Here is a 16,724-nt window from a genome sequence, read left to right on the forward strand (position 1 = left end):
TATGAAGGAAACTTTAAATATATTTTGGTTTCGTCGGGATTTACGATTGGATGATAATCGGGGATTTTATGAAGCCTTAAAAGCTGAACATCCTGTGTTGCCTATATTTATTTTCGATTCTGAAATTTTAGATTCCTTACCGGAAGATGATGCGCGCGTTACGTTTATTTACAACACGCTTCAAGATATGCGCAACATACTTGAAGAAAAGCATGGCAGTAGTTTAGCAATTTATCACGGGACACCAGAACAAATTTTTAAAGAACTTTGTAAAACCTATACTATCAACACGGTTTTTACCAATCATGATTATGAGCCTTATGCCATGAAACGTGATGAAGAAATATCTACAATTTTAAAGGAAAATAATAACGATTTTAAAACCTTTAAAGATCAAGTTATTTTTGAAAAGGATGAAGTTGTAAAAAATGACGGTGATCCATATCGCGTTTACACTCCTTATATGCGTACTTGGAAGGAAGCTTTTAAAGCTATTGATTTAGAAATGTACTATACCAATTCATTTTTAGATAATTTAGTTAAAAACACGGAATTACCAAATGTGACTTTAGCGGATATTGGATTTAAAAAATCCGAGCAAACTATAGCTGCATATGATGTTACACCCACTTTAATTCAAGAATACGAAGACAGACGCAACTTTCCAGCTCAAGATGCGACGTCACGTTTGGGACCCCATTTGCGGTTTGGAACCGTTAGCATTCGTAAAATGATGAAAAAAGCCATTGCCGAAAAGAATGAAATATTCTGGCAAGAACTTATTTGGCGCGAATTTTTTATGCAGATTCTTTGGCATTTTCCGCACACACTTACAGAAAGTTTTAAACCAAAATACGACCTTATAAAATGGCGAAATAACGAAACCGAATTTAAAGCCTGGTGCCAAGGTAAAACGGGTTATCCGTTGGTTGATGCCGGTATGCGTGAACTAAATGAAACCGGTTTTATGCACAACCGTGTGCGGATGTTGGTTGGAAGTTTTTTATGCAAGCATTTACTAATTGATTGGCGCTGGGGAGAAGCCTATTTTGCTGAAAAATTACACGATTATGAAATGTCTAGTAATATTGGTAACTGGCAATGGATTGCAGGTTCTGGCGTGGATGCATCGCCTTATTTTAGAATCTTTAATCCTACAACCCAAATTCAGAAATTTGATAAAGATTTAAAATATATTAAAAAATGGGTTCCTGAATTTCAAGAACTCACCTACACTACTCCAATTGTAGAACATAAAGCAGCAAGAGAACGTTGCTTAAAAGTTTATAAAGAAGCCGTCAGTTAATACTGCTATTACTTACAATTTGAAAATATATTCAATAAAAAAATGCTTCTTTTAATAAGGAAGCATTTTTTATATAATTCAATCTGATTTTATTCTAATTTTATTCGTTTTCTTTAAGTCTTTCAATTTTAGCACCAATAGCACGCAAACGTGTATCAATATTTTCATAACCGCGATCTATTTGCTCAATATTATGAATAGTTGATGTTCCTTTAGCTGATAAGGCTGCAATTAATAAGGAAACACCCGCGCGAATATCTGGAGATGTCATAGTGGTTGCTTTTAGCTGCGATTTAAAATCGTGACCAATAACAACCGCACGATGCGGATCACACAAAATAATTTTGGCGCCCATATCAATTAATTTATCTACGAAAAATAAGCGGCTTTCAAACATTTTTTGATGTACCAAAACACTACCTCTAGCTTGGGTAGCCACCACTAAAATAATACTTAATAAGTCGGGTGTAAAACCGGGCCAAGGCGCATCAGAGATGGTTAAAATAGAGCCATCAATATAATTTTGAATTTCGTAACCATCGGTATGTGCTGGGATAAAAATATCATCACCACGTCTTTCAACTGTAATACCTAATTTTCTAAAAACATCAGGAATTTGACCTAAATCGTCCCAACTTACGTTAGTAATGGTCAATTCACTCTTTGTCATAGCAGCTAAACCAATCCAGCTACCAATTTCAATCATATCAGGTAACATGGTGTGAGAGGTGCCTCCAAGAGTCTCCACGCCTTCAATTATCAACATATTAGAGCCAATGCCACTAATTTTAGCACCCATGCGGTTAAGCATGTTGCATAACTGCTGTAAATAAGGTTCACAAGCCGCATTATAAATGGTAGATTTTCCTTCTGCTAAAACAGCAGCCATTACAATGTTAGCCGTTCCAGTTACGGAAGCTTCATCTAAAAGCATGTAAGCACCTTTCAGTTTTTTAGCTTCTACACCGTAAAAATATTCTTCTCTATTGTATCGGAATGTAGCCCCTAAATTAATAAAGCCTTCAAAATGCGTGTCTAAACGGCGACGACCAATTTTATCTCCTCCTGGTTTTGGAATATAGCCTTTGCCAAAACGCGCTAATAAAGGTCCAACAATCATAATAGATCCACGTAAACCGCGACCATCTTTTTTGAATGCTTCAGATTCTAAATATTCTAAATTAACGTCATCCGCTTGAAACGCATAGGTTCCTTGCTCAATGTGTTCAATTTTAACACCTAGATTTTTTAGTAATTCTATTAATTTATTAACATCCACAATATCTGGAATGTTATGAATAGTCACCTTTTCAGGGGTCAATAAAACAGCACATAAAATTTGTAACGCTTCATTTTTAGCACCTTGAGGCTGAATTTTTCCTTTTAATTGCTGTCCGCCCTCAATTTTAAATATACCCATACTGTTAAATTAGTACCTTTTTCTAGTTTTATTTGTGTTACTTTTTTTCTGGTAACTCTTTTTATTATTACTGCTGCTACTACTGTTTGTGCTAAACTGCTTTTTACTGCGCATTAAACTTGTAGCATCGGTTAAATCTTCTTCAGCATTAAGCAAATTAATTTTACCGTCAGATAATTCTCTTAAGTGTTCAAAAATCACATCATCTTCAACCGTGTCTTTATTCCAATTTAAAAAACACTTTTTCATGTGGTTTGCAATGGTATAAATAAGCGCTTCTTTAAGTTCGCCATCTTCCCAAGTGTTTGCCACATCAATCATGGTTTTTATATTATTTCCGTAGAAACGATATTTTGGAAAATTTTGTGGATAAGGTAAATGCGCTGGTGGCTCGTTAAATTTCTCTGGTAACGGCTTTTCATAAGGCGAATCTGCATCCAACTCAAATTTCGACATAATGAATAACTGATCCCACAACTTATGCTGAAAGTCTGGAACATCGCGCAAATGTGGCTGAATATTACCCATTACGGAAATAATAGCATTGGCTAATTTATTGCGTTCTTCTTTCGTTTCGCGTGATTTAGCATAATTAATCATCTTTTGAAGATGACGTCCGTATTCGGGAATAATTAAATGCTCACGTTCTGAATTGTATTCTAAATGATCTATCAAAATATGTGTATGTGTAGAGTTTACTTAAGGCACGTAGTTTTGTGCGTGCGCAAAGTACAAAAAAAAACTAAAGACTAATAACGCCTTTAACGTTTTCTGCAACTTCTTTATATTTTCCAACAACGTCTTCTGGAGTTTCCATTTTCACGTTAATTGAAACGCTAGTATATTTTCCTTTTTTAGATTCTTTGGTCTCAATTACGGCACCCATATTATTGAAAAAATTTTCAATATCCTGAACCGAGCTTCCTTTGGTTTCTACAATAAATTTATACAAATATTCAGATGGCCACGAAGACGTATCGTATAATTGACTTTTTAGTTTTTCGTAAAAAGCATCTGTTTTTTGATTCTCGTCCATTATTTTTTTTTATTAAAACAAAGATAGTATTTCCTTGTCATTTTTTAGTTTCCAATTTAATTCCGATTTTTACATCCAAAATCTTGCCAATTTGAATATAAAGAAAATAGTTATCACTGGAGGTCCAGGCACTGGAAAAACATCCATCATTAACGAATTAAAGGATCGAGGCTATGTTTGTCTGGACGAAATATCACGTCAAGTAACCTTAAAAGCTAGAGAAGACGGCGTAGAACAGCTTTTTTTAACCCAGCCTTTGCTCTTTAGTGAAATGCTTCTGGAAGGCCGTGAAGCACAATTTAATCAAGCCAATACCCAACATGAAAGCGTTGTTTTTCTAGATCGTGGTATTCCCGACGTTTTGGCATATATGGATTTTATTGGCGATTCGATACCCGGAAATTTCGAAGAAAGCTGTAAAAATCACTTTTATGACTTAGCTTTTATCTTAAAACCATGGCAAGATATATTTATAAGCGATAGTGAACGCTATGAAAATTTCAATCAAGCCGTTGAAATTCATGATAATTTACTAAAAACCTATGAGAAATACGGTTACAATTTACTAGATGTTCCGTTTGATACCATTGAAAATAGAAGTGATTATATATTGAATGTTGTTAAAAATTTATAATGCAACAGCCTATAGATATACTGGAGCGCTATTGGAACTACACCAGTTTTAAGCCGCTTCAAGAACGTGTTATTAATGCCGTTTTAGATGGGGAGGATACCTTTGCCCTTATGCCAACTGGCGGTGGAAAATCCTTATGCTTTCAAGTGCCTGCCTTGGCTAAAGATGGTATTTGCATTGTTATTTCACCATTGGTAGCGCTGATGAAGGATCAAGTGCAAGCCTTACAACAACGAGGTATTAAAGCCATGGCTTTGACTAGTGGTATTCATTACAACGAAGTGGATACCATGTTGGATAACTGTATTTATGGAAATTATAAATTTCTTTATTTATCGCCAGAACGTTTACAACAGGAATTAGTACAAGACCGGATTCGGCAAATGCCTGTAAATTTAATAGCTATTGATGAAGCCCATTGTATTTCGCAATGGGGAAATGATTTCCGTCCAGCCTATAAAAATATTAAGTTGTTGCGGGAGTTGCAACCCATGGTTAATTGCATTGCGTTAACAGCATCGGCAACGCCTGAAGTTGTTGAAGATATTATTAAAGAATTGGATTTTATTAGTCCCCAGGTTTTAAAACAATCTTTTAAACGGGATAATTTGGCCTATATGACTTTTGATGCCACGGATAAGCATTACCATTTGGAACGTATTTTAAAGAAAAACGACGCACCTTCCATTATTTATGTTCGAAATCGTTTGGCGACTATTGAAATCAGTCAGTTTTTAGAAACCAAAGGTTTTTCAGCTACTTATTTTCATGGTGGTTTATCCAATGCCGAAAAAGACACCAAATTACAGGATTGGTTACAAGAGAAAAAACTGATCATGGTGGCTACTAATGCTTTTGGAATGGGTATTGACAAGCCCAACGTTAAAACCGTTATTCATTTAAATTTACCAGAAAGTTTAGAGAGTTATTTCCAGGAAGCAGGACGTGGTGGCAGAAATGGCGAAAAAGCATTCGCTGTCATTTTGAAAAATAATACGGACAAAAGTAAATTAGAAGAGCAGTTTTTAAACGTGTTGCCCAGTGTAGATTTTATGAAACAAGTTTACCGTAAACTCTGTAATTATTTTCAAATTTCTTATGGTGAAGGTGTTGGTTTGGTTGAAGATTTCAATTTTAATCATTTCTGTAAAACCTATAATTTCAATCCGCTAATTGCATATAATGCTTTGCAAACTTTAGATAGAACCAGCATCATTGCTTTAAGCACCCAATTCAATAAGCAAACTAGTGTCCAGTTTATTATTTCAGACACCCAATTATTTCAGTATTTACGGACACATGAAAGTTTGAATATTATTGTCAAATCTATTTTAAGAAGTTACGGTGGTATTTTTGAACATGAAACCAAAATAAATACCAGTAAAATGGCCGATAAAGCTTCGGTAAGCGAGCCTAAATTAATTGAAGCTTTAAAGACATTGGAAAAAGATGAAATTATAAGTTTACAAATTTCTAAAACGGATGCACAAGTTACCTTTTTAGATCCTCGGGAAGATGAAAAAACCATCAACCGCATTACCCATATTATCAATCAGCAAAACGATTTAAAACATAAGCAAGTTTCTGATGTTTTAAAATACATTTCCAATAATGATGTCTGCAAAAGTGTGCAACTCCTCACCTATTTCGGTGAAAAAGATGCGACCGATTGTGGAATTTGCTCTGTTTGCATTGCACAAAAGACCAAAAAGAAAGCGTCGGCCGATTTCAAAAGCATTAAAAACGCCATTATTATGAAATTGGAAGAAACGGATTGTTCATCCAGAACTTTGGCAGAAACTTTAGGCTATTCAGATGAAGAGATTCACAACGCTATACAATTATTGCTAGAACATCAAATTATTGCCTTAACAGCAACTAACACTTACAAATTATCTCATTTATGAAAACCGATTTACGCATTGTATTTATGGGAACACCCGATTTTGCAGTAGCCACTTTAGACGCTATTCTTGCCGCCAATTATCAAGTTGTTGGTGTAATAACGGCGCCAGACAAACCAGCAGGACGCGGTAGAAAATTAAACGAGTCTGCTGTGAAACAATTTGCGTTAAAGCAGGGATTAACCATTTTACAACCTACCAATTTAAAAGATCCAGGTTTTTTAGAGTGTTTAAAAGCACTTCAAGCCAATGTGCAAGTGGTTGTGGCTTTTAGGATGCTACCTCAAGCCGTCTGGCAAATGCCGGCATTAGGAACCTTTAATTTGCACGCATCGCTATTACCAAACTATCGTGGCGCGGCACCTATTAACTGGGCCATTATAAATGGGGAAACTAAAACAGGCGTTTCCACATTCTTTATAGATGATAAAATTGATACAGGCGATATGATTTTACAAGAGTCTGTGGCCATAACTGACGAAGATAATGTAGGCACTTTACATGACACGCTTATGGAAATTGGCAGTCGTTTAGTGGTGGATACTTTAAAGCTAATTGAAAAAGGTGTTGTGAAAACAACGCCACAGCAGGAACATGGCGATTTAAAAGATGCGAACAAATTAAACCGCGACAATTGTAAAATAGATTGGAACCAATCTGCAAACCGCGTACATAATTTAGTACGCGGTTTAAACCCCTATCCTTCAGCTTGGTGTTATTTAAAAAATAATGACGAAACATTAGAGATTAAAATTTATGAAACGCGGAAAGAACTTATTTCGCATTCAGAAGAAATAGGTCAGATTACCGCTACTAAAAAAATACTAAAAGTTGCTGTCCCAGATGGTTATATTTTTGTGGAAAATTTAAAACTTCCAGGAAAGCGAAAAATGCCCATTATGGACCTTTTAAATGGCTTTGAATTTCATACGGATGCTAAAATGCTCTAAACCCTTATGAATGCTGATATTGGCAAAATATAGACAAAACAAGCCACCTTTATTAACAAATTGGTTAAGTTATTAACAAATTCACGTATTTCCCTTGCTATTACTTGCATGGTATAATAATCCGTATAATTTTGTAAAGGATTTAACAAAAATGTTTAACCAATAATTCATTAATAATTAAACTTTAAATTATGAACAAAACAGATTTAATCGATGCAATGGCAGAACACGCAGGAATTACTAAAGCGGCTGCAAAGAAGGCTTTAGAAGGTGCGTTAGTTGAAATTGAAGGAGCTTTACAAAAAGGTAACAGAGTTTCTTTAGTTGGATTTGGATCTTGGTCAGTTTCTAAGAGAGCTGCAAGAGATGGAAGAAACCCACAAACTGGAAAAACTATTAAAATTGAAGCTAAAAACGTAGTTAAGTTTAAGGCTGGTTCAGATTTATCTAGAGCTGTAAATAGCTAAAATATATCTCGATTTATTTTACAAAAAGGTCTTCTATTAGAAGGCCTTTTTTTGTTATTAATTGAAAGAATTGTTTGATTTTAACAAAAAAAATATTAGATTTATAATAGAAAATCTATAACTATATGATTTCAACAATACCTAAAAAAGGAAATTTGCTCATTGCCGAACCTTCAATTATTGGCGATACCTCATTTAACCGTTCCATTATTTTATTAGCAGATCACACGGAAGAAGGCTCTATTGGTTTTATTTTAAATAAACCTTTGGAGTACACTATCAGCGATTTAATACCAGAATTGAATGCTAAATTTAAGGTTTATAACGGCGGACCTGTGGAGCAAGATAATTTATATTTTATACACAAGATTCCGGATTTAATTCCAGATAGTGTAGAAATATCATTAGGCATTTATTGGGGCGGCGATTTTAATAAAGTAGCCGAACTTATTGCAAATAATCAGATAAGCGAAAAAAACATCCGCTTTTTCCTGGGCTATTCTGGTTGGGAAACCGATCAACTTATGGATGAGTTAAAAACTAACTCTTGGGTAGTAACAGAAAACATCTACAAACACGAAATTATTGAAAAAGACTATGAGTTTTTCTGGAAAGAAAAAATGATGGAATTTGGTGGTAATTATACTATTTGGTCCAACGCTCCAGAAGATCCTAGCTTTAACTAGACAATCTAATTTTTACTTGTAATTTCTGCAGAAGTATTTTTGAGACTGAATTAGTAAATTCTTTTTTACGGTATTTACTGATGGGTTGAATTCCCGTTATGACATTGGTAATAAACAATTCGTCTGCTTTTTGCAATTCAAAAGGAGAAATAGATTCTTCTTCAAAGGTATAATCTGGCAATTGCGCAATAAGTTCTATAATTTGTTTACGCATGACACCTTTTAAGCAACCATCAGCAAGTGGCGGCGTTTTAATAGTTGTGCCTTTTACCAAGAATATATTTCCATTTAAAGCCTCAATTACTTTTTTATCAGTATTTAGTAATAAAGCATTTTGTAAGTTGTTTTCTTCGGCATACACACTTCCAACTACATTGATAGCTTTATTGTTCGTTTTTAAGGTAGATAATAAACTAGGCGCTACATAGAAGTCTTTAAATAAATCCACTTCATAAGGAGCATCATTCATCAGGTAGAAATCGACTTCCAATGGACTAACGGCAATTACATAACCCACTTCTTTAGAGGTTGGCTTATAAAGTCCGCCTTCACCACGAAAAACGGTTAGTTTTATGCGCGATGTTTTATTAGAAAGCTCATTTTCAACAAGTATTTTCTGAATTTCACTCTCTAGGAATTCCATAGTAAAATTCATAGGGATTTCCATGCGCATGATTCGCATAGAAGCCATGAGTCGGAAATAATGATCCTCCCAAAATAACAGATTCCCATGAGAATATTTCAAAGTTTCAAAAACCGCGTCACCATAGGCTAGACCGCGATTATTAATAGATATAGAATTTAAATTGTCTGTAATATTTCCGTTGAAATTGATCATAAAAAAAGTCCCAAATAAATTTGGGACAAAGATAAGTTTTATAATAGAAAAGACCTTAAGCCGAACCTAATACTTGTTTTAAATCGGAAATCTGATTTTCCCAAAGCATTTTGGCTTCATCTACTTCATCTTCTTCAGCAAAATCGACAATCATAATGGAAACGTCTTTAGTAATTTCATCAACCTGAATACGGATTTCAAAATAGTAGGGTTGTCCTTCATCAGCATCCCAACGGAATTTGATACGCTCCCCACTTTTTTTACTTACCAAACTGGCTTCCTCTTCGGATCCGTCCCAAATAAATTTGAAAAACTCACCACGTGAATTTACATTTTCTGCAAACCACTCTGAAAGTCCAGAAGGTGTTGATATATATTGATATAATAATTGAGGTGAAGCCTGAATAGGGAACTCCATTTCAAATTTTACTTTCTCGTCCATAGTTAATTAATTTATTTGGTCAATATATACATTATATCAAGACAATTGAAACTATTTTAATAAATATTTTTAATTGAAATTAATTTGCACGGAATAAATTTGTTGTTATATTTGCACCCTTGAAAAAGGCGAGGTAGCTCAGTTGGTTAGAGCGTTGGATTCATAACCCAGAGGTCACGGGATCGTGCCCCGTTCTCGCTACAGACGTGTGACAGCACAAATAACGGTTTAGTTCACTCTAAACCGTTTTTTTTATGCTTAACTTAAATGAATTTCTTACATTTGAACACGAACGCGAGTGCAATTTTGAACACGATTTGTCAGACAAAAAAGTTTTTTCTACCCCCAAAATCTACATTGCCAATGGTAAGCTTACTAGCAGGTGGTATGTTTATTTTGCATTTCGTAATCCCATTACTGGTAAATTAGAACGTCAAAAGAACATCTACGGCGAAGCTAACAAGCTGAAAACCAAAAAGGAGCGTTTAATTACTCTAACGTTTTACAAGAAAAAACTTCTTGAACTTTTAAATGAAGGCTACAATCCATACCAAAATAATTTAGAGCGTTTTTTGGCTGAAAAACCCAAAACGTGTGCACCTATGTCCCCTGGTTTTTTAGCTCCAAAACCAGTTGTTATAGAACCAAAAGTGATTCCTCATCCATTTTTACAAAGGTCAAATTTACAAGCGCCAATTCCTGAAAGAAGACAACCAGAACCGATTCCTGTTTATCAACAACCAGAACCGATTCCTGTTTATCAACAACCAGAGCCAATTCCTGTTTATCAACAACCAGAGCCAATTCCTGTTTATCAACAACCAAGAGAAATCTATCCACCAAAAGTAGAACAACCAATTTATGAAACGCCTCCTACTCCAGAATTAGAACCTGGAGAAAAGGATGATACCAAAATGAGTTTGCGTGAGGCTTTTGATTTTGCTTTAAGCATGAAAGAGAAATTGGTCAAGCCACGAACACTTGTAGATTATAGAAATAGATCTAAAGTTTTTATAAAATGGTTAAATGAAGAATATCCACATGTAGAACATGCCAATCAGATTACGCGAAAAATAGCGATGGGCTTCTTAAATCAACATCTAATTAAAAATTCACCACGAAGTCGAAACAATAGCCGTGTGGATTTAGGGAGTATGATGCAAGTTTTAGAGGATAACGAAATTATTCCTGTAAACGTCATACGGAAAACGCCTGTTTTAAAAGCCAAACCAGAACGTCATAAGCGTTATGATCCAAAAATGTTGGATGCTATTTTTATGTATCTGGAAAAAGAAGACCCTGTCCTCCTATTGTATATCAAGTTTATCTCCTATAATTTCATGCGACCAATTGAAGTTAACCGTTTACTTGTTAAGGATTTAAACATGGATACGAAGACGTTGTCATTTAAGGCAAAAAATAGTCCGTTGAAAACCAAAATTATTCCCGAGATTATTTCGGAAGCCTTACCCGATTTGTCTTTAATGGATGGTGACAGTGTATTATTTACGCCTGATGGAATTGGCAAGCCTTGGACTACCAAAATCGATAACAGACGTGATTTTTTCTCAAAACGATTCAAAAAGATAGTCAAAACGAAATTTGGACTTAATACTAATTATGGTCTGTATAGTTTCAGACATACGTTTATTACCAAATTATACCGAAAATTGGCTGAAACAAGTTCGCCTTTTGAAGCCAAGAGTAATTTAATGAATATTACAGGACATACAACTATGACCGCATTGGAACAATACTTGCGTGATATTGATGCTCATTTACCAACTGATTATTCTGATTTATTGAGATAATATGGATAAAAAGAATCAGGTTTTTAATACCATTCGTGATAATCTGTTTAGGAGCTATATTTTTTATGTTCCTAAACAGTTTTATCATTATATAGAACCTACGTTTTTAGCCAATATTATAAAGCCCGAAATGGTTAATATAATAGCCTATTCCAATTTAGATAGAGAAATTACCACAATACCATCACAAATGGATGGATTTGGAATGTTGGGTAAGGGCAACTTATTAAATGAGAATTTAGATTGGTTATTAGAACAACAAGAATCACTTTCTAAAAAAGCTTTCAATCGCTTTTTAGATCAATATTTAGAGCATGTAGGCATGTATTGGGTTTTTAGTTTATGGATGTCTAAAAACGTGGGTATTGATTTACCAGAAACAACTACTGTCCTCCAAAGTATTTTTGATTTGCAACATCAAGCTTTCGACAAACATTTGGATGAATTAGACAGCTATTTTGGTGAGCAAATTTCGCAAGAATTAAGTGATCCCTATCAGTACATTGATATGGTTTCTGATGTGATTGAAGATGTTCCAATAAAGCAAATAGAAACGTCAGATATAGCACCTGAACAAATTGCAGAAGAGCCACCCAAAATTGAGCCAAAAGAACCTGAAATAGTTATTGAAAAAGAAGAAAAAGAACCACTGATGACAGATGCCAAGGCAAGAAACTTTTTGTTGGAAACCGTGTTTGGTATTGATGCAGAATATCTGGAATAAAGAATTGCATAAGATTTGAGGTGACTACAACTGTTGTCAAATAGGTGACAGTTGTAACCTAAATTAAAGTTGAAATAAGAATTAAGCGTCAAACAAACGTTTATTTAACGCATAAATAATGGAAACAGAATTTTACACTTGTGAATATTGTTATAAGGAATTTGAGCCAAAAAGACGTCGTGTCCAAAAATACTGTAGTAATACGTGTAGATCAAAAGCACATCATGCTAGAAAAACCACTTCTAAAATAACGAAAGTTGAAAGTCTTGAAATAGTTCCAATTGAATCAGCAAAAATTGATAAGCCAAGCATTGGCAAAATAGACAAAATGAGTGCTTCTGGTGTTGGAAATTCCGCCATTGGAACTTTAACTGCTGACACCTTAAAACATATTTTAACTGCACCACAAAACAGACCATCAACCAAAGGTGATATTGCCAATTTAAAAGCGCTAATAAAACGCTACCACAAGGTTAAAAATTTACCACCTAATACCCAAGGTGCTCTCCCCTATTTTGACATAGAAACTGGCGAAGTTAAATATTCGTTTATGCCATTTTACGGATAACCGTAGTTTTCTTAAAATCAGCTTCATTATATTTATGAAAAATAAAGCATGACTTTAAAATTATCTATTTACACGTATTTTCAAAGGAATTTATATTTCTATATTGTAGATTGAAATGTGATGGTATTTGTGGTGTATATATTACGGATATAAACACACCATTACCCATACATATACGTTGCCCACAAGCTAAAAAACATCCCAACTAGAATGATAATTATAGAATTTTTGAAATCCATTTGGTCATTTGCATTTACAAAAGAAGGTGCGGAAATGGAAAAAATGACAGAAGCTGAATATAATAATGCTTTTATAAAGGATAAAACTTACGACCAAATAAAAGTAACATATGATAAGGCTTGGAATGCTAAAAATTTTGAAATCGAATTGTATTGGAAAAGAGCAAATTATTTTTGGGCATTCCAAATTGCATCATTCGCAGGATATTTTACGATAATTGGTTCAGATGCTTATACAAATAATCCACAAGTCCTTTACTTCATAGTTTGTATTGGTTTTATAACTGGACTAGCTTGGTCTTTCACAAATAAGGGAAGTAAAGTTTGGCAACGTCATTGGGAAATACACGTAGATATGCTGGAGGATAAAATAACTGGTCCATTATATAAATCAGTAACATCACCAAAAACATTTTCGGTTTCAAAAATAAATGAAATTGTGAGCAGATTTATCTTATCAATTTGGTTTATATTAGGCGTAAAGTATTTTTCTGAACATATAATTATTTTTACAAAGGACTTTAGCCAAATTGATTATCAAGTTTGGTTAAGTAGTATTTTTGTAATCTATTTTACTTTTGCGATGATTACTGGATATGGAAGAGGAAGATTCGGGGAAAGAGAAGTTCAGTTTTATAAAAGAAAATTTTCTGTAAATCAAAACTCTACTACTAACTAATGGTTAAAAATATTACAAACTTCATAAATGAAATAAAAAGACTAGGAATAGTTGACCAATACGAGAATTATTATCGTGGACATTCTGATATTAACTTCGAACTTAAACCAAGTATTTATAGAGATGGACTTATTTACAATGAAGATAATATCTTTAAAGAATCAATTTCACGAGTTCCTCTTGAGTTTATAAATGCAAAATCTACAGTTGAGAAATTGGTCAAAATGCAACATTATGGCATTCCAACTCGCCTTTTAGATATTACTGCAAACCCTTTAGTTGCTTTATATTTTGCTTGTAATAAAGATTTCAGTAAAGATGGAGAAGTTGTGTATTTGCGAATACCTAAAAATCATATAAAATATTATGATAGTGATGTAGTAAGCGTATTATCTAATATAGCAAAAAGACCTGAAAATTTTGAAATTGACACAAGTACTTCTAAAATTTCAGAATTTAATCAAACAACACCAATTGAATATTTGTTGCACGAAATCAAAGAAGAAAAACCATACTTTCAAAATTTGATTAATCCTAAACATATGGAGCAAGTATTTGCTGTTAAGGTTAAACTTGATAATGAACGAATTTTAAAACAAGAAGGAGCTTTTTTAATTTTTGGAATTGACGCTAATAAAATTAGACCTGCCAGAGTTCCAACTGATTGGATTTTAAACAGGACAACAAAAGTAAAACTAGAAATTGCTGCGAATCGAAAACGTGCAATTCTCAAAGAATTAGCAACTTTTGGAATTAGTAATAGAACATTATTTCCCGAACTTGAAAATCAAGGTATATTCTTAATTGACAAATATAAAAGAAAAACGAGCTGAATAGAAAAGCCAATGGGCAACACCGTGAATAATTAATGGCTGGTTCTCGCCTACTTACGAAAATCCTCGCGGATTTTCTATTCGGTTTTTTTTGCTAAATTAGGTGCTTAAACACGCCACTAATCATACACAAAACCGTTACCAGCAATTAAAAAAAAACCGAACCAAATGATATTGAATTTATCTGAAAGACAAATCGAAGATGTTTTTGAAATTTTTCACGAGCAATTACTTGAAGGAGGTTTAGAACTAATTTCCCGTCAACATATTTTAGAAAATAGATTAAGAATTGATTTGCTTTTTAAAGACAAAAATGGAAAAAATGTTGCGGTAGAACTCAAAAAAGATGCGATTTCAAGAGAAGATGTTGGACAAGCAATGCAATATGCTGGTCTGATTAAAAATAGTCGTGTGATTTTAGCAGCGCCAATTATTGCAACGAGTATAAAGAACGCATTTGACCATTATGGTATTGAATATTTGGAATTTGATTTAAGCGAAATTCAAAAATTATATGAACAAATTAAAGATAAAACAAGAGAACAAAATATAACGATAGCTAAAGAATTTAAACTACCTCAAAATGTCATAAAAGAGCCACTTTCCTCAAAATCAAAAAAAGATGGAAATATTGCATTTAAAGTAACTTATACAGATTCAAACTGGAGCGGAGTATGTTCACCAAATGTCGCTTCCTACAATTTTCGACATAGAACTTGGTGTGGTATTCAGGCTGATTTTGATATAAACTGTCAAGATATTGAGTATTCAAATTCAAACGAACTATCAACCGATTTTATGCCTTGTCACGATTGCATTGCGCAAAAAGAACTTGTTTTTTACGCAGGACATTATCACGGAGAAAAACACGATAATGAACCTATACAATGTTTAGGTGCTAAAGTTGGAAAGATTGGGGTATTCACATCAAGAGAAATTGGAGAACCCGAAAATGAAAGATTTATTTTCGCAATTGGGCAAATGAATTATTTTGAGCCTGTTAATGATGGAAATAATGACTACGAGTTATTCCATTGCGACAAAAAGACTGCGTTGATTTTCAACACAAACCGTCCAAAATATTGGAAATATTACAGCAATGCTAACAATCCAGAACGAATTGCTTGGAATACAGGATTATTCAGATATTTAGAGGATGATTTAGTTGTAAACTTATTAAGAGATATAATTGAAACTAATCGTTATCCGAACAAGGTTAAGGAAAAAGCGAAGTTTCTACTAAACCAGATATGAGAGAAAAACTGCTGTCAACAAAGTATATAAGCTATGGCTTGGTATGTGCCTACTTGGAAAATCCTGCGGATTTCCCAAAGCCAGTTTTTATCTGAATAGGTTCTTACTGAAACACGCCACAGCTCATATACATAAACGTTGCCCACAATTTAAAACCAAGACATGTGAATGAAATCTTGTGATAGATGTAAAAAGGAAATGTGCGTCGCCTACGAATATGAAAATGGATTTGGAAAACTTTGGTTTTGCAGAAAATGCGGATTACCAAAATATGAATTTATTGAATGCGAACACGAATTTGAAATTGCAAAATACCAATATGAAAGCGGAGTAATTCACGTAATTTCAAAATGTATAAAATGTGATAGATTCTTAAAGTCTTATAAGAAAAGAGATGTGGATTTTGATAATCTTCCATTTAAAAAATCTTCTGATAAATTAGATTATAACCAAAAGCTTCGAGAATGTTACAGAGTGTTTAATGACAAAGTAGAAGAATTAAAGTTTGATCGAAAAAAAGATACTAATGAATGGACAATCCAAAAATGGTATTATGGTTATTTGGAAAGTAATATGTGGAGGAAAAAAAGAGAATATGTTTTCAAAAGAAACAATTATAAATGTGAACGTTGTGGTGCACAAGCGGAATTTGTACATCATTTAACTTACGAAAGAGTTGGATATGAAAAACCTGAAGATTTAATGTCGGTTTGTAAAAGTTGTCACGGAAAAGAACACGGAGAAAATAAAAATCTGAATATAGTTTCACAGTTTAAAATTCACGATATTGAATAAAAAACTGTGGGCAACATCGTATCCTATGAAAAGCACTAGCCTAGTTCTCCAAAGTTAATATTTATTTTTTAATTATCTCATATTGATGATGGTGTGGTGTTGAAATGTTGATAATTCCGATAGGATTATCAATATTTC

Annotated in this window: 18 protein-coding genes and 1 tRNA gene; 14 read left to right on the forward strand and 5 right to left on the reverse strand. The window is 33.6% G+C overall.

The features are described 5' to 3' along the window. Window position 1: 1 nt before the first annotated feature. On the forward strand, window positions 2-1,306 hold the full coding sequence (locus tag ES674_RS14490; protein ID WP_148405228.1) for a cryptochrome/photolyase family protein: 1,305 nt from the start codon (window positions 2-4) through the stop codon (window positions 1,304-1,306). Window positions 1,307-1,406: 100 nt separating this feature from the next. Here ES674_RS14490 and murA read toward each other — a convergent pair whose 3' ends face one another. The 3 genes from murA to ES674_RS14505 form a co-directional block, all read right to left on the reverse strand. Beyond that, entirely contained in the window at window positions 1,407-2,726 is a 1,320-nt protein-coding gene (murA, locus tag ES674_RS14495) for a UDP-N-acetylglucosamine 1-carboxyvinyltransferase (protein WP_148405230.1), read from the reverse strand. Between the two features lie 9 nt (window positions 2,727-2,735). Beyond that, a complete protein-coding gene (locus tag ES674_RS14500) occupies window positions 2,736-3,401 on the reverse strand; it encodes a DUF4290 domain-containing protein (RefSeq protein ID WP_148405232.1) in 666 nt (221 codons plus the stop codon). Between the two features lie 67 nt (window positions 3,402-3,468). Next, complete coding sequence (locus tag ES674_RS14505; RefSeq protein WP_148405234.1) at window positions 3,469-3,762, reverse strand: DUF493 family protein; 294 nt, start codon at window positions 3,760-3,762, stop codon at window positions 3,469-3,471. A 91-nt stretch (window positions 3,763-3,853) separates the two neighbouring features. On the opposite strand from ES674_RS14505, the gene ES674_RS14510 reads away from it, so the two are divergent. From ES674_RS14510 to ES674_RS14530, 5 genes are all read left to right on the forward strand, one after another. Next, window positions 3,854-4,396, forward strand: coding sequence for an AAA family ATPase (locus ES674_RS14510; RefSeq protein WP_148405235.1), 543 nt, complete (start codon window positions 3,854-3,856; stop codon window positions 4,394-4,396). Next, window positions 4,396-6,303, forward strand: coding sequence for a RecQ family ATP-dependent DNA helicase (locus ES674_RS14515; protein ID WP_148405237.1), 1,908 nt, complete (start codon window positions 4,396-4,398; stop codon window positions 6,301-6,303). The genes ES674_RS14510 and ES674_RS14515 overlap by 1 nt, the downstream gene beginning before the upstream one ends. Next, a complete protein-coding gene (gene fmt, locus ES674_RS14520; protein WP_148405239.1) occupies window positions 6,300-7,250 on the forward strand; it encodes a methionyl-tRNA formyltransferase in 951 nt (316 codons plus the stop codon). The genes ES674_RS14515 and fmt overlap by 4 nt, the downstream gene beginning before the upstream one ends. A 191-nt stretch (window positions 7,251-7,441) precedes the next feature. Further along, window positions 7,442-7,717, forward strand: coding sequence for an HU family DNA-binding protein (locus tag ES674_RS14525; RefSeq protein WP_148405241.1), 276 nt, complete (start codon window positions 7,442-7,444; stop codon window positions 7,715-7,717). Window positions 7,718-7,842: 125 nt separating this feature from the next. Further along, window positions 7,843-8,403 carry a YqgE/AlgH family protein gene (locus ES674_RS14530; RefSeq protein ID WP_148405243.1) on the forward strand — a complete coding sequence of 187 codons (561 nt, stop codon included), beginning with the start codon at window positions 7,843-7,845 and terminating at the stop codon, window positions 8,401-8,403. Here the strand turns inward: ES674_RS14530 and ES674_RS14535 are convergent. Continuing rightward, complete coding sequence (locus ES674_RS14535; RefSeq protein WP_148405245.1) at window positions 8,396-9,241, reverse strand: aminotransferase class IV; 846 nt, start codon at window positions 9,239-9,241, stop codon at window positions 8,396-8,398. The genes ES674_RS14530 and ES674_RS14535 overlap by 8 nt on opposite strands. A gap of 55 nt (window positions 9,242-9,296) precedes the next feature. Beyond that, window positions 9,297-9,683 (reverse strand): START-like domain-containing protein, encoded by a 387-nt coding sequence (locus tag ES674_RS14540; RefSeq protein WP_148405247.1) that lies wholly within the window; start codon window positions 9,681-9,683, stop codon window positions 9,297-9,299. Window positions 9,684-9,810: 127 nt separating this feature from the next. Between ES674_RS14540 and ES674_RS14545 the strand changes: the two genes are divergently transcribed. The 8 genes from ES674_RS14545 (at window position 9,811) to ES674_RS14580 (ending at window position 16,586) form a co-directional block, all read left to right on the forward strand. Then, window positions 9,811-9,884: transfer RNA gene (locus ES674_RS14545), tRNA-Met, on the forward strand. Between the two features lie 53 nt (window positions 9,885-9,937). Continuing rightward, on the forward strand, window positions 9,938-11,494 hold the full coding sequence (locus ES674_RS14550) for a tyrosine-type recombinase/integrase (protein ID WP_148405249.1): 1,557 nt from the start codon (window positions 9,938-9,940) through the stop codon (window positions 11,492-11,494). 1 nt (window position 11,495) lies between these two features. After that, on the forward strand, window positions 11,496-12,218 hold the full coding sequence (locus tag ES674_RS14555) for a hypothetical protein (RefSeq protein WP_148405251.1): 723 nt from the start codon (window positions 11,496-11,498) through the stop codon (window positions 12,216-12,218). A 118-nt stretch (window positions 12,219-12,336) separates the two neighbouring features. Then, on the forward strand, window positions 12,337-12,786 hold the full coding sequence (locus ES674_RS14560; protein ID WP_148405253.1) for a lysozyme family protein: 450 nt from the start codon (window positions 12,337-12,339) through the stop codon (window positions 12,784-12,786). A 210-nt stretch (window positions 12,787-12,996) separates the two neighbouring features. Further along, window positions 12,997-13,704, forward strand: coding sequence for a RipA family octameric membrane protein (locus ES674_RS14565; RefSeq protein WP_148405255.1), 708 nt, complete (start codon window positions 12,997-12,999; stop codon window positions 13,702-13,704). After that, window positions 13,704-14,537, forward strand: coding sequence for an FRG domain-containing protein (locus ES674_RS14570; protein WP_148405257.1), 834 nt, complete (start codon window positions 13,704-13,706; stop codon window positions 14,535-14,537). The genes ES674_RS14565 and ES674_RS14570 overlap by 1 nt, the downstream gene beginning before the upstream one ends. Window positions 14,538-14,705: 168 nt before the next feature. After that, entirely contained in the window at window positions 14,706-15,791 is a 1,086-nt protein-coding gene (locus ES674_RS14575; protein WP_148405259.1) for an endonuclease NucS domain-containing protein, read from the forward strand. A 168-nt stretch (window positions 15,792-15,959) separates the two neighbouring features. Beyond that, window positions 15,960-16,586: an HNH endonuclease gene (locus tag ES674_RS14580; protein WP_148405260.1), complete on the forward strand. Its 627-nt coding sequence runs from the start codon at window positions 15,960-15,962 to the stop codon at window positions 16,584-16,586. Window positions 16,587-16,724: the final 138 nt, after the last annotated feature.

The organism is Bizionia myxarmorum (genome assembly GCF_008086205.1).
GTDB classification, from domain to species: Bacteria; Bacteroidota; Bacteroidia; order Flavobacteriales; family Flavobacteriaceae; genus Algorimicrobium; species Algorimicrobium myxarmorum.